The following is a 20,516-nucleotide window of genomic DNA, read 5'->3' as shown; positions in this document are numbered from 1 at the left end:
GATCAGAAATCGCGAAAATCGAGTTCGAACTCGATCTTGGCAGCGAGAAGATAAAGCGGGTTGGAAAGGTCCGGGCGATAGATGATGTTGAGCCGATAGGAGTTGGTCGGCGATTTGGACACTTCCAACCGCTCGGCAAATCCATCAACATCCTCGACCAGCCCCAGACCAACCATATAATCGTAATGGGCAATCAGAGAGGCCCGAACGGAGCGCGGCGTCACATACGGAATACCGTCATCAACTTGCGTTCCGTCATCAACAAGGATCGGACGCAACATCCGAATGCCATTAAGGACGCTACCAAGTTCATCCCGAATCCGCCCAAGCTGCGCAACCGTATTGACCAGCAAATAAGCCTCGGAAAGGTCACCAAACTCATTGGTCTGATACATCGTGATCGGCATGTTCAGACGAACCTTGCCATCGCGACCTTCATCAGTGACCGTGATCCCTGCAAACATCAGGGTGTTTTTGTCGGTGTATTCCAACCGGCTTTTTTCCGGTGGCGCCATTTCGCCGACCAGTTCGACACCGGCAAGTGGACGAGCCGGATGGTTGAAAAGCTTGCCCGACATCTGCCCGGCATATCGGGCGGCACGCATCCATGCAGGCCCCGGCGCATCATAGGTGCCGATGGTGGAGACAAAGCGGTCATTGCGCGACGTTCCAAAAGTCAACAGCTCACTAACCGTGCCGCGACGCGCCGTGAAGCCTTTGACATCATTTTCGACGCCTGCTTTTTGCTGCCCCTCAAGCCACTCTGAAATGGCATCTAGCGTGCCGCCATCGGTCCAAGGGAAGCCAACATAGTTGACTTTCTGAGAACCGATCGCCGCGAGTGCGCCAGCAATATCCGGATTTCCCGAACCGTTTTGCAAAAACCCGGAGTTTGGCACCGCAATGGAAATACCTGCAGGAACCTTTTCACCGGACATGACGCCGCGCAATGCAACCTGAATGCGAATATCGTTTCCTATTTCACCCGCATTTTTTGCTTCGAAAGTTACGACACCAGCCGTCGCCGTCGCCGTAACCGGCAGATTCGGCAATGCAGTAATCGCAGCAGCCACGGACGCTGCTACATCAGCGGGCGTATCATCGGTAACCACCGGCACAAACACCCGCACACCCGCAACATAGACAGCCAAAGCACGGCTTTCGGTTGCGGCGCCGGTGAATGTCATCGCAACAGACGCTTTCACACCCGCAACCAGATCAGGAAGTGCAATGGCATAAAGCGTCATGGTCGTATTGTTCTGGCGATACGCCTCGACCATCAATGCCAGGTTCGCCCCCTTGCCGAACATCTCGCCAGCAGCGGCGCCAGTGCCCGGCACAAGCAATAGTTCGGCGTCATTTGCGGAACCAGAAGCCAAACTTTGACCGATCAGCAAGGCAACATGGTTTGAAACCAGCCCATTCACGCGCGAACCGCTGGTTTCAATGTATTTACCTGCGACCCGCGCGTTAATGGCGATTTCGTTAAAGCTCTCATTTGGAATAGCCATGACTTACCCTTTTTTCTCGGCCTTGGCGGCAACAGGGACCAGATCACCGAAAAGACCGCCCGGAACGCCACCCGCCGAAACAGGCGGCAGCAAACGGAGGATTTTGGGATTGCGAAGTTGCCGCTCGGTCAAATCGAACGAACCGTTAGGGAAATACTTCCCGGTTTCCGGGTTCATCACCCGCAACGGCTGGCCATTGACCTCGCTGGCCGGATTAACCTGCACTTTCATTATCGATCGCTCCTTGCTCGATATCGATGCCCTGCAATTCACCAGCATCGATTGAAATCACACGCGGGCGCAGTAATTCGCCCGACATGGTGATAATTTCGCCGACCAGCGGCCCGCCTTTGTCACTCATGAATTGTTTGATGGATATTGACGGCGGCTTCTTCCAAAGCTTGCGGAACGAACCGTCGGCAAACAGGGTGGTAATGATGGATTGGGTCTCTTGTTCGGCCGCAGCACACCAGTCCTCGGCAACCTGACAATGCACTTCAATGTTCAGATTGACCGATGCATTGAAGTTCCAGAACGACCCCGTCGGTTCCATGCTGTCGACCGGCGCATAGATCGAAATTGCGGGCAAGCCTTCAGCAGAAATTTCGCTGATCCGACCAATAACGATCTCAGGCCGATCCGGCTTGACTTCCAACCGATCCTTGACGGCCTGCATCAATGCCCATCGCGATAAGTATTCAGACATTGCGCACCTCGCCCGCCATCAGGCCAACCGTGATCCACCCCGTATCATCGGGATCAATCGCCGCAACCGTGTAGGTCGCCCCGGCAACGTCAACAAAATCGCCATGCTTTGTCTGGGGCGCCTCTTCCTTGCGAAACCCACCAGTAAACTCGAAAGCCTGAAACTCGGCCTCGCCGCCCCCATCTTCTGGCGCCGCACCCTGCCGGAAATCGAATTTTTCGACTGTAGAGATTGCCCCGGCTTTATGCCGGATGGTTACTTTCTGACCGAAAGCGCCAGCCACTGGCACATTTAAAAGCGCATCAAAATCAATCATGAGAAATCACCAAAAGAAAAACGCCCGCCCAAAAAGGGCGAGCGTTCAATAGTCCGATAACCGGAGGGAAATTAACCGGCAGGCTTGATCCGACCGCGACGGAGTGCCTCCGGTCGTTTGCAGATGTAAAGCGGATAGGAATAGATTTCCAAATCCACAAACATATTGCGCTTTTTGTCCGGGATCACGAGAGGATACTGGCGCTTGCCCGGCATATTGATGGTATCAAGGAATTCCCCCGGAGACAGGCCTTCCTCGAAAATACCTGGCGCCACCGGGAACGCACGGAATTCATCCGTTGGAACACCCACACCACTTTCTTCTGAACCGCGATAGTTAACCCAGCGAATTTCTGCATAGTCAAAGGCATCATAAGCCAGATTTTCATCAAGCAGCTTACCAGCCGCCGGACGAGCCTTGTATATGTCCCGAGTTTCAGGGTTATCAACGAGTTTATCGAAGAACTGGTCGCCGCAAAGAACAACAATCCGGACATTCGGAAGAACGACATCACCAAGACTGTCAAGAATTTGCCGTTTGAGTGCCCGCGCCTGCTGCCGAATAACACCTTCGCCATCAGCAGAAGCCGCCGAGAAGTCAAACTCGACCACATCGGGACGGGTCAAACCCAATGCCTGATACCAATCAATGATGGTTTCACCATCGGCATCTTTAATCAGACCATCAATCGCGCCCATGCGATGGAATTCACGGGTCAATTCAAGACGCGAAAGCATCCCACCCGGGCCAGCATAACGACGGCTTACTTCATCCTGCACCTGCATCAGTTCGGTTGTCGAACCGTAAGCACGAATGCCTGCAATTTCATCGGCGTAGATGCGATCACTATCCGCTAGGCGAACAGTTCGTACATCGATCACTTCACGCTTCTGATTATTGTTGCCACGCGGTGCCGCAGTGCCACGTTCCGAAGTCTGAATGATGCTGATTTTATTGCCGATGACTTCAATCGGAATAGTTACCGTGCGAACGGGACGAGGTGTCCACAAACCCGGGATACTGCCCAAGAAAGAAGGGACATACGGCGCTTTTTCAACAAGGGACATCATGCCCATCATCGAAAACGCCGGGTTGTTACTGAAAATATCAAGAGCTGGCATTGTGATGGGTTCCTTACTTCACCAGAAGATGGTTGGAAGCCAGATCAGCAATCGCCGCGGCCTTTTGACCATCGGTGATACCTTCCGGCCAGATCAGGCGGGATTGGCTGACCGTCGCAAGGCGCGTAATTAGGACGCCTTTCTTCGCGGCAGACTTGGCATCGACATCGTTGAAAAGGATGGCAGCCGCCACCTGTGACCCGTCGTCGGCATCCGGATCAAGCGGCGTGAATTCGCCGTTTCCCTGCGATACGGTCACAGTAAAACTGTCACCTTCGACAAATGCGGTACCACCAGCCGCAATCGTAAACTCGCCGATATGAGACGAATTGTAGGCCGTGCCCACTGTCGCATCTTTCAGTGCATCACCGCCGGGCGTTACGACCGAGAATTTTGTTGCCGTCTTTGCGGTAAGAACATAACCGCCAAGCTCGACATCCTTGCCGGCCACTATTGTCGCGCCGTCAAGCGTTCCATCCCCGGTATTGGCACCGGCAACCGCAGAAATCGTGTCCGACACAGCCTGACGCCCAAGAACAGTCCCCGGGAGATAGACATCACCGGCCTTCAGCATTCCCGTCTCGCGAAACTGCTGGCTGACCTCGAAATTAATAAAGGCCGCTACTCGCGGCCCTGCAACATGCAACGTCATTGGTTTTCACCCTTTGATTTAAGAGCCGGTAACGCGCTGCAGGGATGCGCCCCACGCGCTTGCGACCTTGGTTTCGTCTGTTTCGACACCACCATCCGCACCGATATCGGGGTTACCTGCCCCGGCCATCAAGGCAGACAGACCACCAGAAGATTTCGGTGCTGCAGCAAGCGCCGCGCGGGCGTCCGCAACACCCATTGAGGTGTTGAAGGCAAGATGCTGCGCAAGCTGTTCCCGGCCTTTAGCTTCTTCATCGCCAATGATCGCGGCGATGCGCTTGCGTTCATCTTCAGCCGATTTCGACGACTTTTTGTCGTCATCGTCAGCAGAATCCTCCTCATCAGGAACGGCGTCTTTTGCGCCTGCACCTTTTTTCGATGAGGTTTCTGCTTCCTCATCTTCTTTATCTTCGACCTCGTTATCTTCCTCGGCCTGATTTTTTGCCAGCGAGGCCTGACTGCCCCGCTTTCCTGTAATGCGCTGGTTCATGGTTCCTCCATTGTGCGCAGTGATGCCTGCGGCGGGGCCGCTGGCGGAATTAATGTGGTCAACAAACTTCGCAAAAGCCTGCGATGGTGAAAGGAGTTCATCCGCAAAGCCGATTTCAACTGCCTCTTTGGCGGAAACAGTTCGCGCTTCAGTCGCAAGAACAGCGCCAACATCAAGTCCGCGACCAGACGCAACCGCCGTCGCGAAATCGGTTCGCAAAGCCTCTAAATCTGCCTTGATTTCCTTTGCGGCCTCTTCTGGAAGTGCCTCGTATGGGTTCATTTCCATTTTACGGCTACCGGCACGCAGCACGGTGACCTTGATACCCATATCCTCGTAAGCCTTGGTCAGATCCGCGTGCAGAACAACGGCACCGACGCTGCCTACTCCGCCACAGGATGGCAGACAGACGTGATCACACTGACTTGCAAGCCAATACGCCGCAGAATAGGCGTAGTCTGAGCAAATCGCCCAAATCGGCTTTTCGGCAGACGCGATCATATCCGCCAACTCGAACAGCTCCGAATGCACTTCACCACCGGGGCTTTCGATATCGAGCGCTATCCCTTTGACATCGTCATCGGACAAGGCTTCTGACAGCTTGATGATCAGGCCGTCATAGCCTGTCATACCCGAATAAGGGTTGAGTACCCCCAACTTGCTGACCAGCGTGCCGGTAACCGGCAACACTGCGATACCATTGTCGACATGGTAAATCTTGCGATCCGGACGCTGTCCGTCCCATTCGGATGCCAGCACCTCAAGGCTGACTGGTTCGACCGAAGACACATCTGAATCGAACAGCCAACCGTTTAAACCCGCCCGCGGCGCCAAGGCGCCAAGCAACAATCGTGCTCGTTCGGGCGTCACCAGATGCGGCTTGTTAAGCAGCCGCGTCAGAAGACGTTGGTAATCCATTCGCCCTAGCCTTTGCTTGGAGTTTTGCCATTTGCCGCTCGTATCGATCGACACTTGAAGTCACGGTCGTTGTCGTGACCTGACCATCTTCCCCAGATTCAGTCGTGGATACCGACCATTCAGGAGGTGGAACGCCATTCTCGGCCATCGTCTGGCGCTCATAACGACGCTGTTCGATGATCTCTTCCCAATCCTTACCCTGTTCGGCAGCTTCATCCTCAAGGGTCGAAAGTGCCGACTGCATGCGCATATCCGCTGCCGTCGCCTCTTTGACTGGATCAATGTATCCACGCGGCGGACCGATCCAGCGTGCCCGGGTCCAAGCAGCAACTGCCTCCCTAAAGCCAGGTGCATTGTTAGGAACTTCGATCTCACCGCGATCGATCATCTCCTCGACCAATAGAACGTAGACCTGCTGGACGAAGTCCCTCACAAACTCGGCTCGGCAAATTGAGAAATGCCGCCAGACTTCAAGCAACGCTGCACGGGCCGAGCTGTAATTGACCTTCGACCAGTCCATAGAAATCTGTTCATAGGAAATACCCAGCGATGCAGCGAAGTATCTCAAGCAGGTTTCCTGAAACGCCGAGAACCCACTGTTTGGGCGTTCAGAACGCAGCAACTGCAACTCTTCACCCGGAAACAGCTTCGGAATTCGCGCCCCATCCAAAGACAAATCTTTGCTGTCGTGATAGGCAGATCGGGCATCCTGATACGACGAAAGAGATTCTCCAGTCGCATTCGGGTCGAGCATGGAGTTTGCCATCTGCTGATCGAAGGGCGATTTCACAAACGCTGCAAATACCGCGTGAATTAGGGCAGACTGCAGCTCGGTTTTCGACCAGCGACGCTCCATTTGCATGCGCTCAAGGATCGGCGTGAACAGGCCGCGGCCTCGTGTCGCACCTGCCTTGTCACGCATGAAGGCATGAATTACTCCACGCCGACGCGTGCCCCCGACAAAGGCAGGAACCCGCGTCCACTTGAATGCATCATTGAAATTCGCTGTAGAAAGATCGGACGGATGGCTGTTTCGGAAATGATACGCAACAGGTGCGCCATCCTTGTTCTTTTCAACCCCACCCCGCAGGCTCGGTGTATCTGGCTGGGCGTCCGGATTACAAAGCCGATCAGGATCAACCACCCGCAAAGCCAGCGCGTAGCGCCCACCCCGTTCTGGCATCCAATACGGGACAGCTATAGCCTCGCCATCAATCGCATAATGATTAAATGCGATCGCACACATCCCGTTGAAATCAGTCTTCATCTCCACATCACAGAGAAAATCCGGATCGCCAGCCCAATTGATCCAACCCTGCTCAAGAAGGCGTGCTGTTTCGCGGCCCCATTCGAATGACTGATTTAGCGCACGATAGTTCGGCTTGGCCGACAGACGCAATCCTGAACCAATCACCCCCTCGCGGAGCTTCTGGACACCAGATACTGCCCAACCTGAGTTTCGATACTGATCCCACGCCCGCCCCTGAATGAGATCACGCTCAGGCAATAGAGCGGCATCAGCAGATTTCAGCGAGGGGTAGTATCCGGACATTTCAACCGAACGCTGGGAGGCAGCGTCATGTGAGGATGTTGCACTGGCGCGCAACGGAGTAATCCCATCACTTTGAACAAGAGCCTTATTCATCAATGAGCCCTCACACCAATCGCATGACGCCCGCCAACCCCGAGCAAATTATCGATCTCGGCAATGCGCGCATTAATCGAGGCAATATCAATGCCCCGATATCCAACACTGCGGCCATTTGACGACAACGATTGAACGCTTTCACCCGTAAGCAAACGGGTTCGCGCATCAATCAACTTCTGTTTTTCGGCATTGAGGGCAACTGTATCGATAGCCATTAAAAGCCCCTATGCGAGGCGCGACACCATCGCCGAAATCTTTTTCGACTTGTCGTTAGATGTCGCGGTTCCACTGGAAATATCCACCGGACCAGCTTCGGCGCTGGCGGCACTTACGGTTATGATTAACGGATTACCATCGTTACGAAGCCAATTCGGCAATCGTTCCGGATGGTCCCATGGCATTTCATCTGCCCGCAGCCTAAGTGCCGCGGCGGTGCAATAGGCTGATAAGTCAAAGGCCTCGTTGCGCTTTACTTCACGCACCCAACCCTTGTCTCCACGAACTTCCGCCAGGTACTCGGCCAAAGGCGATCTGGATAGCTGGTCCCGATCAGGCTCGACGACATTTTCTGATAGGCCAACCAACGCCATAGCCTTCGGAATATGAATGTATTGCGGCCCCGGCTGATCACGCCGCAAGCCACCCATCACGAAATCCTTAACCTGATCAACCCCGACTTGAAGGACGGGAATTTCACCTCGAGCACCGGCATACCGATCCTTGCGCTCGCTGTCCGGATAGGTCAGAGCAACGCGCGGAACCTTGAAGCCGCCAACACCTCGCAACGGCAAGGCTCGATCATGGACACGCCGCCGCTTTAGATCACGGTAGAAATCATAGGCCTGCCCGGTCACGCCATCTCGACCATGGATGTCATAGACAAACAGCTTCAACATCATCGCTTTGGTCGCGTTTCCGGCCAACGGCCAAGCTTTTTCAAGCACCTTTGTCCGCAAAAGTTGCCAATCTTCGGCATAGGCAGCGGGGTTTAAGGCACGTTCCTGTTGACCCGGCTTCAAATCCGGAAGTGCAATATCAAATCGATCAACAATCCAACGCTCAAGATGGTCGCCAAATCCTTCGATCTGAATGACAAACCGGTTGCCTTGTACGTCCCCGGACCCGATCAGGAAGCGAACTCCATCCGGCACAGTGCCCAACGGGTATTCTTCGCAACGCGCATAGAGGTTTTCGAGTGTTAGCACCCCCTGCGCCGCTCTTTCTGCGATCGCACGCGGCATATAAGGCTCAGCCTGATCGGTGTTTACCGTAGTCCGCAGACCAGTTTCAGTACCTGACCGGCTGTATTCATCAAGCGCTGTCAAATATCGATTTACCAGACCTGACCACGATTGGAATACCGCAGCCGGTCCTTTGAGCCAGTACGAAGCAATCTCTGACTGGCGCGCAACACCGTGAATTTCGCCATCGCGGATGTAAAGCCCATCGGCCAACCACTGACCGTTGGCATTAAATTCCTTGCGATGACGCTCTTCAACTAGCCCGCCGCAATGAGGACAGCGCATCGAAACATTGGCCGACGCCTCTTGAATATTGTCGGTATCGCGCCATTCAAGAAGGTCGAAAGACGGTTCAAACCCACATCCGCAATCACGACATGACCAGTACCAACGGCGACGATCCCCGCGATTGTAAAGACCAAGGATGCCACCAACAGGCGGGGCTTCGTGTCCTTCTGTTGTGTATCGAATATCAGTCAAATCGCGGCCCGGAGACGATTCACAGACCGTCATTCCCCGCGAACCAAATGTCTTGGTACGCTGCCGCCCCAAGTCGAAAGGTTCGCCCTCCCCGTCAATGTCATCTGACATTCGATCCCGATCAGTCATCAGGATTAAGGGGATCGGCTCAGATGATAAATGAGTGATCGTAGGCCAAGCAATTGTCACGACAGCGCCTGAAGCCAGTCGCTTGTCTGTGATGTTGTCCGAATGCGGCGCCTTGGACAGCCTCTCTTTGAATTCCGGGCTTTCCTGATCAATCAGTTTACGCAAACGCTTGATCGAAAACCGGCGCGCTGTTGCCTGATCCATCTGCAAAACCATCGTATCGACGGGATCGCAGGTCGCCATATGTACCAACCGATTGATAATCAAGCTGTCGGTTTTTAGCGACTGTGCCGGACCACAGAAAACAACGCCTTCATACTCGCGCGAGGCCGTCATATTCATCGGCTCGATCATGTAAGGCGCGACCGAGTTATCCCATGGACCGTTGTAAACCGGGCTGATAACCCGGCGATAGCGAGCTGCAGCTTCTGAAACTGAAATGCGTTTGGGTGGAAGGAAACTGGCAGCGGCTTTCGCGAGTATTTCCCAAGGGTCGACAAAATCAGGAAGGGGCTGGTCCATCGTTTTTCATAAGTCGGCGAGCCAACTCCTCTTGGTACTTGTCGATTTTTTCCTGCAGGGCACCAATAACCCCAAGGTCTAATTCAAGTTCTCGACCGATCGCCTCGGGCAGCGATTGCAAAAACTTCCCAAGGTCGCCAAGAAGCTTTTCGTCTCGGGCCAGAAGCTCTCGCGCATCGACCAGTTCACCGCGCTCCCGGCGAACCTTCATTTCGACAAGCTCTGTTTCGTAAAGTCGCTTGCGTTGATCTGCGGTCAGTCCGGCGCGATCGTCTTTTGCATTCCCACCAAGCAAGGCCATTTCGGCTTGCGCCTGATCGGCTTCGCGCTGTTTGCGCTCCGCTTCTTCCTTGGCCTCCGCACCGGTCACCCAAGCAAAGACCTCGGGAAAATAATATCCGTAAGAACGACCGTTCTTGCCTTCGCGACGGCACGGAAGGCCTGCATGGCGGCTACGATCAAATTTGGGAAGCGACCAGCTCAGAACGCGGGCGGTTTCTTCGCGGCTCCAAAGTTTGCCGTCGTCGCCATCCCATTCATCCGGCCAATCTTTGGGCCACGGATTTTCCATCGCACCCACCGGAAAACATAATCAGAAACAACAACCTAACGGGTTGAAAACTATGAAAAACACTAAAACACCGCGGTTCGCTTTACCCGCTCGTGGGGAAAGTCTCAGGAAGGACCCGTGGAATGCTGTCGCTCGAAAAAGCAGCTAGGCTAGTAGACATTTTCAATTTGAGGCCCATCTAATTAACCGGCGGTTGCCGCCTATCATTAAAACCCGAAACCACTGAGCGTGAAATGAAGAGGCGCGCAAGGTGCGTGGCGGGGTGGCTGACCCAGTCAGTCGTTTGATGATGGAGGTTGTCATGGCTTGTAAGAAAGTCACCCGACAAGTCCGCAAAGGGAAGAAGCCGGGCCCGAAGACGGTCAAGGTGAATACCTATACGCGGAGCAAACCAAGCAAGTGCAAGTAATCTTGTAACTGCTATCCGGCGGCAACTGCCACTCAATCGTACACACGGCGGGCCCAATGCGTTCCGCAGCACCCGCAATACATTTGGTACCGTCTTGGTCGGACCCGATCACCAATCCTGACCGCCATCAAGGTCGCCACATTTTCGTTGCCGCATTTTAAACATGAAGCGCCCTCTGCCCCGTCTGGATCGGAAGCGGCATCATTTACCAGAACGAGATGCATGATTAATCCCACGACGATTACTTCTCCACCCCACCCTTATGAGGTGGTTACCAATCCAAAGATCAGTGTCAAACTAACCACTGTTTTCCAAAGTGAGGAGATTGAATGTGGCTTATTTCTTGATCTCGTATGACCTAAACACACCCGGAAAAGACTACGCACGCCTTTACCAGTTCCTCGTGAGCGCCAATGCCAAGCCTCTACTAGATTCTGTCTATGCGATCCCTTGGCAAGGTGATGCGACTTCGTTACGCGACACACTTCGTGCAGTAATGGATCAAAATGACGGTATTGTCGTCGCTGCCATTAGCCAGCAGACCTACGCGTCGTGGAACGCTAAATCGGTTATAAAATTCTGAGCTAATCAGTTTTCGATGCTGACAAGGACGGCGGTTCGCTGCGTTGCCCCGCGACCGGCACGCCCAACCGGTCATAGCGCCCCGCCGTCCATGACAGCACCCAAAAAGAACGACCCGCACAGGCATCGCCCGGCGGGTCATAGTTCTGGAAACGAGGGAGAAAAAAGATCGAGTTACATGACAACGCCTTTCGGTATCGATCACAGACAAGCAATCACCCCGCTCGATTCTGAAATGCAAACGCCCCGCCTATTTCTAGGCAGGGCGCGCACTACAGCAATCGAGGCAAGAAAAAACGCCTGCCGGAATGTTCCGTGCAGGCGTTTTTCTGTTCGGGGGTAGATTGTCAAACACAGGTGCGTAAGTCAAGCCACTTTTTCAAAGCCCAGCCCATTGCCAAACCCGGCGATGGTCCAAGGTTCTTTGGGCGGCATTTCGCCGGTAAGACGCCAGCGCATCAAGCCGCCCTGACTTTGCGAAACCTCCGCCATCAAATCCTGCATCAGGTGCAACGCAGCCCACCAGATGCGATATTCCGCCCGCGCTGCCGAAACAATCGCTTCGGATTTACCGACCCGGACAATCTTGCAGCTTGCCCGCACCAGATTGCGATTGGCATCCCTTGCCGGTTTGGGCGCACCGGTTGCCGGATCAATTTCCGGCACAAAGCGAACCACCCCATCCGCTACCCAATCGGGCCGAAGCGCGCTTTCGCCGTAGGACCGGATCATGCTTGCCCCTTCGCTGCTGTAGGTCATGACCGTGCGCCAGCAATCAAACACCGCCATCGCATCGGGATGAATATCATACCCCCCGGCCAATGCCCCGCCCCCGCCGATCCGTTCGCCATAGCGCACGGTGGTATTCTGCAATTGCGCCAAAATCGGATTGATCCCGCGATCCTGACCAACCATCACGGCGACCTTTTCCTTCGCAAACGCCCAGTTTACCAGCCTTTCAATGCCGATTGGCTTCATCAGTTTTTCTCGGTCCATTGCTTGCCTGCCTTTTACCGTCCCAACGGCGTCCTGATTTCTGAAATTCTTTCGGGACAAATCGGGGTGTATTTGTTGTTTAATTTCAGTAGTTTATGTTTTCTGTCCTATATATCCCGTATTACCCATGTATATGTATTATGTGTATATACGCCCGCCCACACACATATATGCACGACTTGGGACTTTGGGGACAAATAGGACCAGCCCAGAAAACCCTTGGTCTTTCCGTCCCCCGCGCCCTTAAAAAGTAAGGACGTGGCGGGACGAAAAAACAGACAGACCACGCCCGTCAAAGGTCATCAGGCGACAAATCAGAAGCCCCCACGCCAGATTGCCCCTGATCTCCATCGTCAAGGTCGCCTTCATCCCAATCGATGTCCGTCCGGATCATTTCGGCAAACAATCGTCGGCTTTCATCAAGCGGCGGGAATTGATAGACATACTTTCGCTGCCCATGGTCAAACCTTCGCCTGCCTGCCGTTATCCCCGGACAGATGCGCAACAACCGCCTGCCAAACTGCTCCTCCGTCATCGGGAATTTTCGCCCGCGCTGCGTGACCCATTGCAGATAGTTGGCATAAACATCCGATTTCGGCAGATACGGCATCCAATGCTGCACCCCGTCACTCTGGAATGTCACATGCCCGCGCCTGAGGCATACAAGCCACCAGCTTTCCTCGACCGACAGGCTGGATAGTTTCTGATCGGCCAACGCCGCCGTTTTCGGGATATCCCAAAGGTTGACGCTATCAAGATCAAACGCCAGCAAATAGCCAAGCAACGCCTCGTACCCGCCATCCTCAAGCTGCTGGATCATTTCGCCAAAATACTGCCGGTTTTGCTGGCTGCGATTGGCCACATCAAACACCGCAAACCGGCGTTCATCATGCCCCGCCGGAACCACCCAATCGTTGTTTGATGTCACCAGCAAATGGACATAGTTCTTGACCCGGAAGGCATCGACGCCCTTGCGCTCGATCATATGATAATCGGACGTCACAAGCCCCTTTAACCGCCCCTCGGCGTGCTTGTCACCGGCCCAGAAACCTTCATCCGCCTGCAACAGCAACGTCGATGCCAGGTGCGCGTTAAAGTTCCCGACCACATAACGCGGATCATCGACCAAGGCATAATGATCTTCGATCAACCGCCCCAAGGTTTGCCCGAACAACGTCTTGCCGCTGCCCTGCCCGCCGCGCAACACCACGGCAACCCCGGCCCGCTCGGTCGGCTTCTGGAACATATGCGCCGCCCATCCCATGATGAACCTAAAATGCGCCTCGTTCCCGCCCGCGATATTGGTGCGCACGTGATCAAGGAAGATGTCGCATTTCCTTTCACATTCATCGTAATCCGCAGGCAAACTGAAACCGCGCCAAAGGTTATAAACACCCCACGGCGTCGTGCTTCCCGGTGCAAAGGAAACCCCTCGATATTGCCGCCTTTGCGGGTCCTTGAACCAAAGCTTGGACCACGAGACCGACTTATCCTTGGAAACCCGCTGTTCTTGGTTGGCAAACCACGCATGAAAGGCATCAACCGACATCAGGTTGACACGATCTTCGACCGGGCATTCACCGCGCTTGAAGTTTTCTTCCAAAATCAGCGGCTTCCCCCCCATCATGACAAGCGCATAATGCTCGTTCATCGCATCGACGTCATACAAAACATCCTCGGGATCAAGCTTCGCACCATCAATGCCGACAATCTTCGCGCCATTGATAATCTGCTTCGCCGCCTCATAACTGGCATTGCGCTCTTGCGGTTCATTCGTTTGACCATCTGACATATCAGAACAACCTCTCCTGTTTTGGCTTGCGTTGATCGGCGGGCAATTCGCCAATCGGTTCGAATTCTTTTTCAAGTCCCGCAGCGATGCGCTTGTGGCGGTAAAATTCGGGCGGAATGTGTTCACTGCACCACCGACCATGATTGACCATGATGTGCGATCCGGCGCGTTTGCATCCGCGATGATCACATGGCTTAACGACAATGCGGCTTTTCATAGCAACCCCGCGTCAATTTCGATGGATAGAAGGTCGGAAAGCGCGGATGTAATCTGATCATGCGCCCAATCGTTGCCTTCGTCGGTCAACACCATTTCCGGGTCTAATTCACCCGCAACCGCGCGAATTTTTGTGACCGCCTCGACCAAGGACAGGGCCGCGCCAACCGAACACACACGGCGATGGTGATGTGGTTTGCGCGGATCAAATCCATCGACGCCGAACGTGCGATACCGGGCGATCATCAACCCCACATCAGGCGGCATCGGGAGCGCGGAAATTTTGACGTTGGGGGATGTGCGCAAGCAACCCAAAGCGCTGCGCACCATGTAATCGCGGACATAGGGAAACAGCATCGTCGCAACATCGGTTGCGCGACGATGGATTGCGGCACGTTCAGCACGGGAAAGACCGCGCACGGTGGCATTATCTGTTTTGATCTGGGGATTTTCAGGCGGATTCCGCCCGGAAACATCATCGGTCATGTCAAAGCCCTCTGGTCGGCGTTTCACAACACCACCAATGAGGCTTTGAAGGACCGCACTGGTGGCGGGAGGCTTCAAACCTGTCCAGAGGCAGGCGGGTTTATTCCCCCGAAGGGTCTTATATTCACCGCCCTCCCGCCCTAAGCGAGAAGATGCACCCAAATTTCGGGCACAAAAATAGCCGTAACTGACGTGACGGCTGACCGTCTGGAACAGGAGGTTTGAAGGCCCCCACAACGGATTTTTCCCGTTGATGGGACGCACCATACGCCCAGCTCGCCGGACAGTCAACCCGGCACTATTTTTATGCGCATTTGCTGTATTTTTTCCTTGACGATTATACAGCATGTGCGCATAATACCCCCATGAACAACGGAAGCGGAGGCCATGGACAGTAAATCGATCATCAAGGCGCTTGAGGCTGACGGATGGTTTCTTGTGAATGTCAAAGGCAGTCACCATCAGTTCAAACACCCAAGCAAACCCGGACGCACCACCGTCCTTCATCCGAAAAAGGACATAAGGATCGGGACGCTCCGAAGTATCGAGAAACAATCCGGGGTGAAGCTGCGATAAGCAGCTTCCCCCATCCATGACCCCGCATAATGCAAAGGCGACAGAACGATGAAACAGACCTATTGGGGTGTCATTTTCAAAGATGACGACACCGATTATTCGATTGTTTTCCCCGATTTCCCCGGCTGCGTGACGGGCGGAAAAGACATGCAGGAATTGCTCGAAATGGCGAACGAGGCTTTGACCTTTCACATCGACGGCATGCATGAAGACGGCGACGATATTCCGGTCCCGACCGCCTTCGAAGCCCTGCCGGCCAATCCGGAACCCGAATGCACCGAAATCTCGCGCATTCCGGTCACGGTTGCCGTCCCCGGCAAGAAACGCCGGATGAACCTGACCCTTGACGGCAATCTGATTGACCAGATCGAAGCCAAACACGGCAAACGCGCGGTTTCCGGTTTTCTGGAAGAAGCCGCAAGGCGTGCCCTTTGATATTTTCCGCAAGCGGCCTGTATGCCCCCGCATCTGGCCGCTTGCGGATTGAATGTTTGCACCCGGCATCAAATCAACACCCCCTGCACACCCGAAGGCATCACAAGACTTGATTGCGCTGTCGGCGTCACTTGAGCAGGCAAAAACAGGTCAAGGTTGCCCATTTTCGGCTTTGGCAGCGTATCCCAAAGGGTCGGGCCGGAATAATCGCGGACGAACCCGAACCAAGCGCAATCAAGCGCACCATTGCCAAGGCCAAGGCTATCGATCCGCCATGACAGCTCCAGCTTGTATTTGGGCCGGATACGCGCCTTGAACCCCTGCCGGTTGGCGGTTTGGTAATAGTTGGTTTTAAGCAACATCCAGACCTCTTCCATATGCAGGCGCATGGCATGTTCGATAAAGGCCTGCGCCAGCGTGAAGGGCGGATTTGTAATGATTTTCGATGCACGCGGGCGCGTGGTCGCAAGGAAATCAACCCCGCCCTCGCCATATCCGCGATCAATCAGATCCGTGCAAATGACCTTGCAGCCATGAAATTCAAGCACCTTCGCCAACCGGCCATCACCACACGCGCATTCCCAATATTTGCCCCCGGCAAGATGCGGCATGGCGCGCATAAGCGCCTCGGTCGCCTCGGGCGGCGTGGGATAGAACTGGTTTTCGTCCGGGCGCTCCCAATCGACCTTGCCCGACTGACCGCCTTGCATCATGGCGCCCTTGTTGGTTTTGGATTTCTTCACCATCACGCCGCCCCCAAGATCATCGAGTTGAAATCTGTACCTGGCTTTGACATGGCCACACGACCCTTGCAGCCCTCTTGGGCCGCACGGCGACAACCGCGCTCAAGCTTGGCGCGCAGCATCGGCATGTCTTTGGTATCGCCATCACCAAGGAAAATCCGCTCGCGGCATTCCCGCGGCCAGATCATGCCCGGACGGGCCATATCGGGCACAACGGCGGGCAAACGACGCCGCCCGTCATAAGGATGACGATCCCCCTTGGCATCCATCAAGGACGCCCCGACAAGGTTATCAAGCGAGTAAGAACACCAGCCGGAATGCCCGGAAACCATCATGCCGGAATAGGTCGTTTCCAACCCTTCCCCGCCCACCATCACAAAGGCCGGTTTGCCAAGCCGCATCGCCGCTGTTGATGGATCGCCCATCACGCGCTTGGTATTCAGATCACGGTCATCATCGGGCGCGATCAGCTTCAACCGCCCCTTTGGCTGATCCAGATCGATGCAGGTGATGTGACAGGCGGCAAACCGGTCATCGCGATACTGCATGACGGTCAGCAATGCAGGACCTTTCCAGATCGCCTCGGGCTTTTTGGCATCCCGCGCACGATACCAGAATTCATAATCGGGCACGAACCGATGCACCGGGTTGTGAAGGAACAATGCCCGATCAATCCCGCGATGTTGCGCCAGATAAACCTCGGCGGCGGTCCCTTCGATCCGAACGCCGCGTTGCCACATCCTTTGCCCGCGCCGACGGCGCTTTTCGGTTTCGGTTTCACGCGTACCTTCATCGGCGCGGCTGGCGATCTTGGGCTTGGGCGCGGCCTTGGGCTTTTCCGCCCGCCCGACATAATCGGTCAGATCAACACCGGCCTGCCATGCAAGCACCTTGACCGCCTCGATAAAACTCTGGCCATAAACGCGCATCTGATAACCGATGGCGGTTTCATGGGCGCCACAGCCGAAACAGTGCGTAAAGCCCTTGTCGGGCCGCACCGTGAAGGATGGCGTGCGTTCTGAATGGAACGGACAAAGCCCCTGATATTCACGCCCCGACTTGATCAGCTTGACGCCGGAATTTGCGACCAGATCAACCAGATCGGTGCGGGCAATGATGTCATCAAGGACGGATTGGGGGATGGGGGTGCGATGGCTCATACTTCACCCCCTGCCATCGGGATACGCTCAAAACGACCATCAAGAAACTCACCCCGAGGGCGGCACCACACGACGCCAGTTTCAACAGACCGATAAATAAATCCGGGGGTGTTTGTGGCCTCAATCTGACAGGCACCGATAATCTGGTACTCGCCACCTGTCTTGACATGACGCCAAAGACTGCCGATTTCGAGAACACCAACACCCGTCAACAAGCCAAAAGACCGCAGCCCCCGTGAAGCCTCAGCCGACTTCGACACCCAGAAAACATCCTTTAGATATTGCCAGCGGTCGGTACCCCCAGCCCCAAAATGGCGAGACAAAAGATCAAGCTCGACCAAATGACGGGAAATCGCTTCGATGACCTTCATGCCGCCGCCTTTCGGGCAGCGCGCCCTTGATAATAGCCGCGCAATTCAAGCTTGGAGGCCAGCCTTCGGGCGTTCTTTTCGCCAGATTTATAGGCCCCCTCGACCAGATCATCATGCTTTTCGATCTGGGCGATCAGGCAGGTGGCGGCAAGGTCAAAGTCCGATCCCTCGATAAGCACCAACGTCCCATCTGCCAGCATGTCGCGCAGCCAGATCACGACCATCAGAAACACCGTGATCACCGGGCGATCTTCATAGTCAAGCAACAACTCCGCCTGCAGGGTCATCACCCGTCGACGCAGCTTGCGCGCCCGATCCTGCGGCAGGTCGGCAAAGGGTTCGTTGCAGGCGCGTTCAAGACATTCAAGGCACTCGGCATGGCCTTCCTTGGTTCCCGGCTCAAGAATGATCCGGGCAACCCGCTGCATCAAAACAGCCGGAAGGGCATATTCGCACCGGTGACGATCAGAAATATATCCCGCCATCACCGACCACCCCACGCCGCCAGATAATGACGACCATCATCATTGATCGTAAAATCCATAAACCCGATTTCATCAAAGGAAACGTCGCCCAGACCATCATCGCGCAGGGCATAAGCCACCCGGGCATGACGGGTAATCATGCATTCGCCGCCCTGATTGACGGCCCTTTGCAAAATCGCCCTTTTCTCGGCCCCTGATACCCGCGCCATCATGCCGCCACCCCGCAAAGTCTGGGTTGCGGCTCTAGGGCGGCACTCATGCGGTCCGCTGCCTCGCGCAAAAGTGCTGCGATGGACCGGATCAGGGCGCGCAAACCGGCGCGTTCGGCATCAAACCCTCCCAAAACCCCGGCGCGATGAAGCTGGGCCGCGTAACTTTCAAAATGCGGGCACCCTGCCCCGGCCCGCGCCGATGCGATATCGGCATCAACCGCGGCCTGCATATTGATCACATCGCCGCGCATCGGATTGGCACACTGGCGAAGCCGGGAATATGAAACGCCGCAAACACCGGCCAAAGCCTCGCCACCAACGGCATGCATGGCTTTGGTGGTGGCGTCAGCAAAACTGTTTTCGGATCGAACATATGGCATGGCTATCAAACCTTCCCATTTTGGGAGTTGCTGCCCAAGCAGGCGAAGCCCATAAGAAAGGGGCAGCAACGGAGCAACGAACATGACCACGAAGTCAGAAAGAATTGACGCCCTGAAACGCGCCACCGAAGATTTCCGCGAAGCCCTTGAAACCCTGCAACAAAGCAGCGATCCATCTGACCGAAAACACGCGGAAGCCATTCTGCGACGTGCCGGATGGGAAAAAGACGACAATGGCGTGTTCAAGCCGCCTCAGAGTGATCATCGTTCAAATTGAAGAAATCGTTAGGGGTGACATCACCCCCTGTTACCTCGACAATTTTGTGCATAACTTTCGGGGCCGGGACGCGATCGCCATCCTCATAACGGTAAATTGCCTGCGGCGATGAGCCGATCATCTTCGCAAACTCTTTCCGACTTCCGCCGCAGTGCTGCTGTATCCAGAGCGTTAATTTCATGACAACCGAACGCTATCTCCATTTTGGTGTATCGTCAACACCAAAAATCACCAACATGGCGATAGACATCCCCACCAGAATAGAGACAATTAGACCATGAAAAACGCAAATCGCATTAAAGAGGCAAGAGAAGCGGCAGGAATGTCGCAATCTGAACTCGCAAGAAAACTGGGAACCACCAACCAGCAAATCAGCCGGTTGGAGTTGGGCCAGCGCAAACTCACCATCGATTGGGTGATGAAAATCGCAGAGGCATTGAACATTCCAACAAATGCACTCTACGACCGCATTGAGATCGAACCGATTTCACGAGAGAGACTACTTCAACCGCTCGGCCCGGACCCGGATCGTGAAAAATACGCCGATGCTTTGACCGACGAGAGTAAGATACCCGAAATAGACATCCGGGCCGGCATGGGTGGTGGAGCCGAGCCACTAATCGCCTTCAAACCCAACGGTAACGGGCACCACATCACAACAGACGCAATCAAAGCGGAATGGCTGATCCCAAAAGAATACCTGATTACCGAGTTACGAGTGGCCCCGAGAAATGCCAGGGTTATTGAGGTTCAAGGCGACAGTATGGAACCCACCCTCAGAAGTGGCGACCGCGTCATCGTCAACACTGCCGACAAACAACCCAGCCCACCCGGCGTATTCGCCTTATGGGACGGCTTTGGCGTCGTCGTGAAGCGGATTGAGGTTATACCCAACTCAGAGCCGCCAACCGTGCGGGTCGTTTCAGACAACGCCCACCACTCCACATACGAGCGAACCGTCGATGAAATCAACATCATCGGTCGAATAGTCTGGTACGCCAGAAAGCTTTAACACCAAAACAGATACACCAATTTAACTGTTTTGGTGATTTTTTGCATTGACATCCACCATTTTGGTGATAGCGTGAGTTG

General features: G+C 54.7%; 27 protein-coding genes. 5 read left to right on the top strand and 22 right to left on the bottom strand.

Annotated elements, in window-relative coordinates; genetic code table 11:
• Positions 1 to 2: 2 nt before the first annotated feature.
• The 11 genes from IT971_RS08195 to IT971_RS08145 all read right to left on the bottom strand — a co-directional run bounded on the left by IT971_RS08195 (position 3) and on the right by IT971_RS08145 (position 10,304).
• Positions 3 to 1,511, bottom strand: coding sequence for a phage tail sheath subtilisin-like domain-containing protein (locus IT971_RS08195; protein WP_196871174.1), 1,509 nt, complete (start codon positions 1,509 to 1,511; stop codon positions 3 to 5).
• A 3-nt stretch (positions 1,512 to 1,514) separates the two neighbouring features.
• Positions 1,515 to 1,742 carry a hypothetical protein gene (locus IT971_RS08190; protein WP_196871173.1) on the bottom strand — a complete coding sequence of 76 codons (228 nt, stop codon included), beginning with the start codon at positions 1,740 to 1,742 and terminating at the stop codon, positions 1,515 to 1,517.
• Complete coding sequence (locus tag IT971_RS08185; protein WP_196871172.1) at positions 1,726 to 2,217, bottom strand: hypothetical protein; 492 nt, start codon at positions 2,215 to 2,217, stop codon at positions 1,726 to 1,728. Before IT971_RS08185 ends, IT971_RS08190 begins: the two co-directional genes overlap by 17 nt.
• Positions 2,210 to 2,533 carry a hypothetical protein gene (locus tag IT971_RS08180; RefSeq protein WP_196871171.1) on the bottom strand — a complete coding sequence of 108 codons (324 nt, stop codon included), beginning with the start codon at positions 2,531 to 2,533 and terminating at the stop codon, positions 2,210 to 2,212. The genes IT971_RS08185 and IT971_RS08180 overlap by 8 nt, the downstream gene beginning before the upstream one ends.
• A gap of 71 nt (positions 2,534 to 2,604) precedes the next feature.
• Complete coding sequence (locus tag IT971_RS08175; RefSeq protein ID WP_196871170.1) at positions 2,605 to 3,654, bottom strand: major capsid protein; 1,050 nt, start codon at positions 3,652 to 3,654, stop codon at positions 2,605 to 2,607.
• 13 nt (positions 3,655 to 3,667) lie between these two features.
• Positions 3,668 to 4,306: a head decoration protein gene (locus tag IT971_RS08170; RefSeq protein WP_196871169.1), complete on the bottom strand. Its 639-nt coding sequence runs from the start codon at positions 4,304 to 4,306 to the stop codon at positions 3,668 to 3,670.
• 18 nt (positions 4,307 to 4,324) lie between these two features.
• Positions 4,325 to 5,713 (bottom strand): S49 family peptidase, encoded by a 1,389-nt coding sequence (locus tag IT971_RS08165; RefSeq protein ID WP_196871168.1) that lies wholly within the window; start codon positions 5,711 to 5,713, stop codon positions 4,325 to 4,327.
• On the bottom strand, positions 5,679 to 7,358 hold the full coding sequence (locus IT971_RS08160) for a phage portal protein (protein ID WP_196871167.1): 1,680 nt from the start codon (positions 7,356 to 7,358) through the stop codon (positions 5,679 to 5,681). The genes IT971_RS08165 and IT971_RS08160 overlap by 35 nt, the downstream gene beginning before the upstream one ends.
• Entirely contained in the window at positions 7,358 to 7,576 is a 219-nt protein-coding gene (locus tag IT971_RS08155) for a hypothetical protein (RefSeq protein ID WP_196871166.1), read from the bottom strand. Before IT971_RS08155 ends, IT971_RS08160 begins: the two co-directional genes overlap by 1 nt.
• A gap of 9 nt (positions 7,577 to 7,585) precedes the next feature.
• Positions 7,586 to 9,733 carry a phage terminase large subunit family protein gene (locus IT971_RS08150; RefSeq protein ID WP_196871165.1) on the bottom strand — a complete coding sequence of 716 codons (2,148 nt, stop codon included), beginning with the start codon at positions 9,731 to 9,733 and terminating at the stop codon, positions 7,586 to 7,588.
• Positions 9,714 to 10,304 (bottom strand): hypothetical protein, encoded by a 591-nt coding sequence (locus IT971_RS08145; protein WP_065701967.1) that lies wholly within the window; start codon positions 10,302 to 10,304, stop codon positions 9,714 to 9,716. The genes IT971_RS08150 and IT971_RS08145 overlap by 20 nt, the downstream gene beginning before the upstream one ends.
• 740 nt (positions 10,305 to 11,044) lie before the next feature.
• Here IT971_RS08145 and IT971_RS08140 point away from each other — a divergent pair.
• Positions 11,045 to 11,296 carry a hypothetical protein gene (locus IT971_RS08140; protein WP_196871164.1) on the top strand — a complete coding sequence of 84 codons (252 nt, stop codon included), beginning with the start codon at positions 11,045 to 11,047 and terminating at the stop codon, positions 11,294 to 11,296.
• A gap of 365 nt (positions 11,297 to 11,661) precedes the next feature.
• Here IT971_RS08140 and IT971_RS08135 read toward each other — a convergent pair whose 3' ends face one another.
• The 4 genes from IT971_RS08135 to IT971_RS08120 all read right to left on the bottom strand — a co-directional run bounded on the left by IT971_RS08135 (position 11,662) and on the right by IT971_RS08120 (position 14,785).
• Complete coding sequence (locus IT971_RS08135; RefSeq protein ID WP_196871163.1) at positions 11,662 to 12,291, bottom strand: hypothetical protein; 630 nt, start codon at positions 12,289 to 12,291, stop codon at positions 11,662 to 11,664.
• A gap of 292 nt (positions 12,292 to 12,583) precedes the next feature.
• Positions 12,584 to 14,083, bottom strand: a complete 1,500-nt coding sequence (locus IT971_RS08130) for a primase-helicase family protein (RefSeq protein ID WP_196871162.1) — start codon at positions 14,081 to 14,083, stop codon at positions 12,584 to 12,586.
• A gap of 1 nt (position 14,084) precedes the next feature.
• Positions 14,085 to 14,300: a hypothetical protein gene (locus IT971_RS08125; protein WP_196871161.1), complete on the bottom strand. Its 216-nt coding sequence runs from the start codon at positions 14,298 to 14,300 to the stop codon at positions 14,085 to 14,087.
• Positions 14,297 to 14,785, bottom strand: coding sequence for a hypothetical protein (locus tag IT971_RS08120; RefSeq protein ID WP_196871160.1), 489 nt, complete (start codon positions 14,783 to 14,785; stop codon positions 14,297 to 14,299). Before IT971_RS08120 ends, IT971_RS08125 begins: the two co-directional genes overlap by 4 nt.
• A 387-nt stretch (positions 14,786 to 15,172) precedes the next feature.
• Between IT971_RS08120 and IT971_RS08115 the strand changes: the two genes are divergently transcribed.
• Entirely contained in the window at positions 15,173 to 15,361 is a 189-nt protein-coding gene (locus IT971_RS08115) for a type II toxin-antitoxin system HicA family toxin (protein ID WP_196871159.1), read from the top strand.
• Positions 15,362 to 15,409: 48 nt separating this feature from the next.
• Positions 15,410 to 15,796, top strand: a complete 387-nt coding sequence (locus tag IT971_RS08110; RefSeq protein WP_196871158.1) for a type II toxin-antitoxin system HicB family antitoxin — start codon at positions 15,410 to 15,412, stop codon at positions 15,794 to 15,796.
• 68 nt (positions 15,797 to 15,864) lie between these two features.
• Here the strand turns inward: IT971_RS08110 and IT971_RS08105 are convergent, their stop codons facing one another.
• From IT971_RS08105 to IT971_RS08080, 6 genes are read right to left on the bottom strand one after another with little or no spacing between them, the layout of a single operon-like run.
• Positions 15,865 to 16,542 (bottom strand): hypothetical protein, encoded by a 678-nt coding sequence (locus tag IT971_RS08105; protein WP_196871157.1) that lies wholly within the window; start codon positions 16,540 to 16,542, stop codon positions 15,865 to 15,867.
• A complete protein-coding gene (locus tag IT971_RS08100) occupies positions 16,542 to 17,699 on the bottom strand; it encodes a CHC2 zinc finger domain-containing protein (protein WP_196871156.1) in 1,158 nt (385 codons plus the stop codon). The genes IT971_RS08105 and IT971_RS08100 overlap by 1 nt, the downstream gene beginning before the upstream one ends.
• Positions 17,696 to 18,070 (bottom strand): hypothetical protein, encoded by a 375-nt coding sequence (locus IT971_RS08095; protein ID WP_196871155.1) that lies wholly within the window; start codon positions 18,068 to 18,070, stop codon positions 17,696 to 17,698. Before IT971_RS08095 ends, IT971_RS08100 begins: the two co-directional genes overlap by 4 nt.
• Positions 18,067 to 18,555, bottom strand: coding sequence for a hypothetical protein (locus IT971_RS08090; RefSeq protein WP_196871154.1), 489 nt, complete (start codon positions 18,553 to 18,555; stop codon positions 18,067 to 18,069). Before IT971_RS08090 ends, IT971_RS08095 begins: the two co-directional genes overlap by 4 nt.
• Positions 18,555 to 18,767 (bottom strand): hypothetical protein, encoded by a 213-nt coding sequence (locus IT971_RS08085; RefSeq protein ID WP_196871153.1) that lies wholly within the window; start codon positions 18,765 to 18,767, stop codon positions 18,555 to 18,557. Before IT971_RS08085 ends, IT971_RS08090 begins: the two co-directional genes overlap by 1 nt.
• Positions 18,764 to 19,147: a hypothetical protein gene (locus tag IT971_RS08080; RefSeq protein WP_196871152.1), complete on the bottom strand. Its 384-nt coding sequence runs from the start codon at positions 19,145 to 19,147 to the stop codon at positions 18,764 to 18,766. The genes IT971_RS08085 and IT971_RS08080 overlap by 4 nt, the downstream gene beginning before the upstream one ends.
• 82 nt (positions 19,148 to 19,229) lie before the next feature.
• On the opposite strand from IT971_RS08080, the gene IT971_RS08075 reads away from it, so the two are divergent.
• The gene (locus IT971_RS08075) at positions 19,230 to 19,424 is read left to right on the top strand and encodes a hypothetical protein (protein ID WP_196871151.1); all 195 of its coding nucleotides are present in this window, start codon (positions 19,230 to 19,232) and stop codon (positions 19,422 to 19,424) included.
• Here the strand turns inward: IT971_RS08075 and IT971_RS08070 are convergent.
• Positions 19,390 to 19,605, bottom strand: coding sequence for a helix-turn-helix transcriptional regulator (locus IT971_RS08070; protein ID WP_196871150.1), 216 nt, complete (start codon positions 19,603 to 19,605; stop codon positions 19,390 to 19,392). The genes IT971_RS08075 and IT971_RS08070 overlap by 35 nt on opposite strands.
• Positions 19,606 to 19,701: 96 nt before the next feature.
• Between IT971_RS08070 and IT971_RS08065 the strand changes: the two genes are divergently transcribed.
• Positions 19,702 to 20,436, top strand: a complete 735-nt coding sequence (locus IT971_RS08065) for a helix-turn-helix domain-containing protein (RefSeq protein ID WP_196871149.1) — start codon at positions 19,702 to 19,704, stop codon at positions 20,434 to 20,436.
• Positions 20,437 to 20,516 lie beyond the last annotated feature (80 nt).

Origin of the sequence: Thalassospira sp. B30-1 (assembly GCF_015767575.1) — a bacterium.
In the GTDB taxonomy this organism is placed as follows: domain Bacteria; phylum Pseudomonadota; class Alphaproteobacteria; order Rhodospirillales; family Thalassospiraceae; genus Thalassospira; species Thalassospira xiamenensis.
The sequence above is the reverse complement of the archived record's forward strand: the minus strand, read 5'-3'. Positions and strand labels throughout refer to the sequence as shown.

Excerpts from the sequence above, each read along its gene's own strand:
- IT971_RS08195 (WP_196871174.1), bottom strand. The coding sequence starts at position 1,511 with ATGGCTATTCCAAATGAGAGCTTTAACGAAATCGCCATTAACGCGCGG.
- IT971_RS08190 (WP_196871173.1), bottom strand. The coding sequence starts at position 1,742 with ATGAAAGTGCAGGTTAATCCGGCCAGCGAGGTCAATGGCCAGCCGTTG.
- IT971_RS08185 (WP_196871172.1), bottom strand. The coding sequence starts at position 2,217 with ATGTCTGAATACTTATCGCGATGGGCATTGATGCAGGCCGTCAAGGAT.
- IT971_RS08180 (WP_196871171.1), bottom strand. The coding sequence starts at position 2,533 with ATGATTGATTTTGATGCGCTTTTAAATGTGCCAGTGGCTGGCGCTTTC.
- IT971_RS08175 (WP_196871170.1), bottom strand. The coding sequence starts at position 3,654 with ATGCCAGCTCTTGATATTTTCAGTAACAACCCGGCGTTTTCGATGATG.
- IT971_RS08170 (WP_196871169.1), bottom strand. The coding sequence starts at position 4,306 with ATGACGTTGCATGTTGCAGGGCCGCGAGTAGCGGCCTTTATTAATTTC.
- IT971_RS08165 (WP_196871168.1), bottom strand. The coding sequence starts at position 5,713 with ATGGATTACCAACGTCTTCTGACGCGGCTGCTTAACAAGCCGCATCTG.
- IT971_RS08160 (WP_196871167.1), bottom strand. The coding sequence starts at position 7,358 with ATGAATAAGGCTCTTGTTCAAAGTGATGGGATTACTCCGTTGCGCGCC.
- IT971_RS08155 (WP_196871166.1), bottom strand. The coding sequence starts at position 7,576 with ATGGCTATCGATACAGTTGCCCTCAATGCCGAAAAACAGAAGTTGATT.
- IT971_RS08150 (WP_196871165.1), bottom strand. The coding sequence starts at position 9,733 with ATGGACCAGCCCCTTCCTGATTTTGTCGACCCTTGGGAAATACTCGCG.
- IT971_RS08145 (WP_065701967.1), bottom strand. The coding sequence starts at position 10,304 with ATGGAAAATCCGTGGCCCAAAGATTGGCCGGATGAATGGGATGGCGAC.
- IT971_RS08135 (WP_196871163.1), bottom strand. The coding sequence starts at position 12,291 with ATGGACCGAGAAAAACTGATGAAGCCAATCGGCATTGAAAGGCTGGTA.
- IT971_RS08130 (WP_196871162.1), bottom strand. The coding sequence starts at position 14,083 with ATGTCAGATGGTCAAACGAATGAACCGCAAGAGCGCAATGCCAGTTAT.
- IT971_RS08125 (WP_196871161.1), bottom strand. The coding sequence starts at position 14,300 with ATGAAAAGCCGCATTGTCGTTAAGCCATGTGATCATCGCGGATGCAAA.
- IT971_RS08120 (WP_196871160.1), bottom strand. The coding sequence starts at position 14,785 with ATGACCGATGATGTTTCCGGGCGGAATCCGCCTGAAAATCCCCAGATC.
- IT971_RS08115 (WP_196871159.1), top strand. The coding sequence starts at position 15,173 with ATGGACAGTAAATCGATCATCAAGGCGCTTGAGGCTGACGGATGGTTT.
- IT971_RS08110 (WP_196871158.1), top strand. The coding sequence starts at position 15,410 with ATGAAACAGACCTATTGGGGTGTCATTTTCAAAGATGACGACACCGAT.
- IT971_RS08105 (WP_196871157.1), bottom strand. The coding sequence starts at position 16,542 with ATGGTGAAGAAATCCAAAACCAACAAGGGCGCCATGATGCAAGGCGGT.
- IT971_RS08100 (WP_196871156.1), bottom strand. The coding sequence starts at position 17,699 with ATGAGCCATCGCACCCCCATCCCCCAATCCGTCCTTGATGACATCATT.
- IT971_RS08095 (WP_196871155.1), bottom strand. The coding sequence starts at position 18,070 with ATGAAGGTCATCGAAGCGATTTCCCGTCATTTGGTCGAGCTTGATCTT.
- IT971_RS08090 (WP_196871154.1), bottom strand. The coding sequence starts at position 18,555 with ATGGCGGGATATATTTCTGATCGTCACCGGTGCGAATATGCCCTTCCG.
- IT971_RS08085 (WP_196871153.1), bottom strand. The coding sequence starts at position 18,767 with ATGATGGCGCGGGTATCAGGGGCCGAGAAAAGGGCGATTTTGCAAAGG.
- IT971_RS08080 (WP_196871152.1), bottom strand. The coding sequence starts at position 19,147 with ATGCCATATGTTCGATCCGAAAACAGTTTTGCTGACGCCACCACCAAA.
- IT971_RS08075 (WP_196871151.1), top strand. The coding sequence starts at position 19,230 with ATGACCACGAAGTCAGAAAGAATTGACGCCCTGAAACGCGCCACCGAA.
- IT971_RS08070 (WP_196871150.1), bottom strand. The coding sequence starts at position 19,605 with ATGAAATTAACGCTCTGGATACAGCAGCACTGCGGCGGAAGTCGGAAA.
- IT971_RS08065 (WP_196871149.1), top strand. The coding sequence starts at position 19,702 with ATGAAAAACGCAAATCGCATTAAAGAGGCAAGAGAAGCGGCAGGAATG.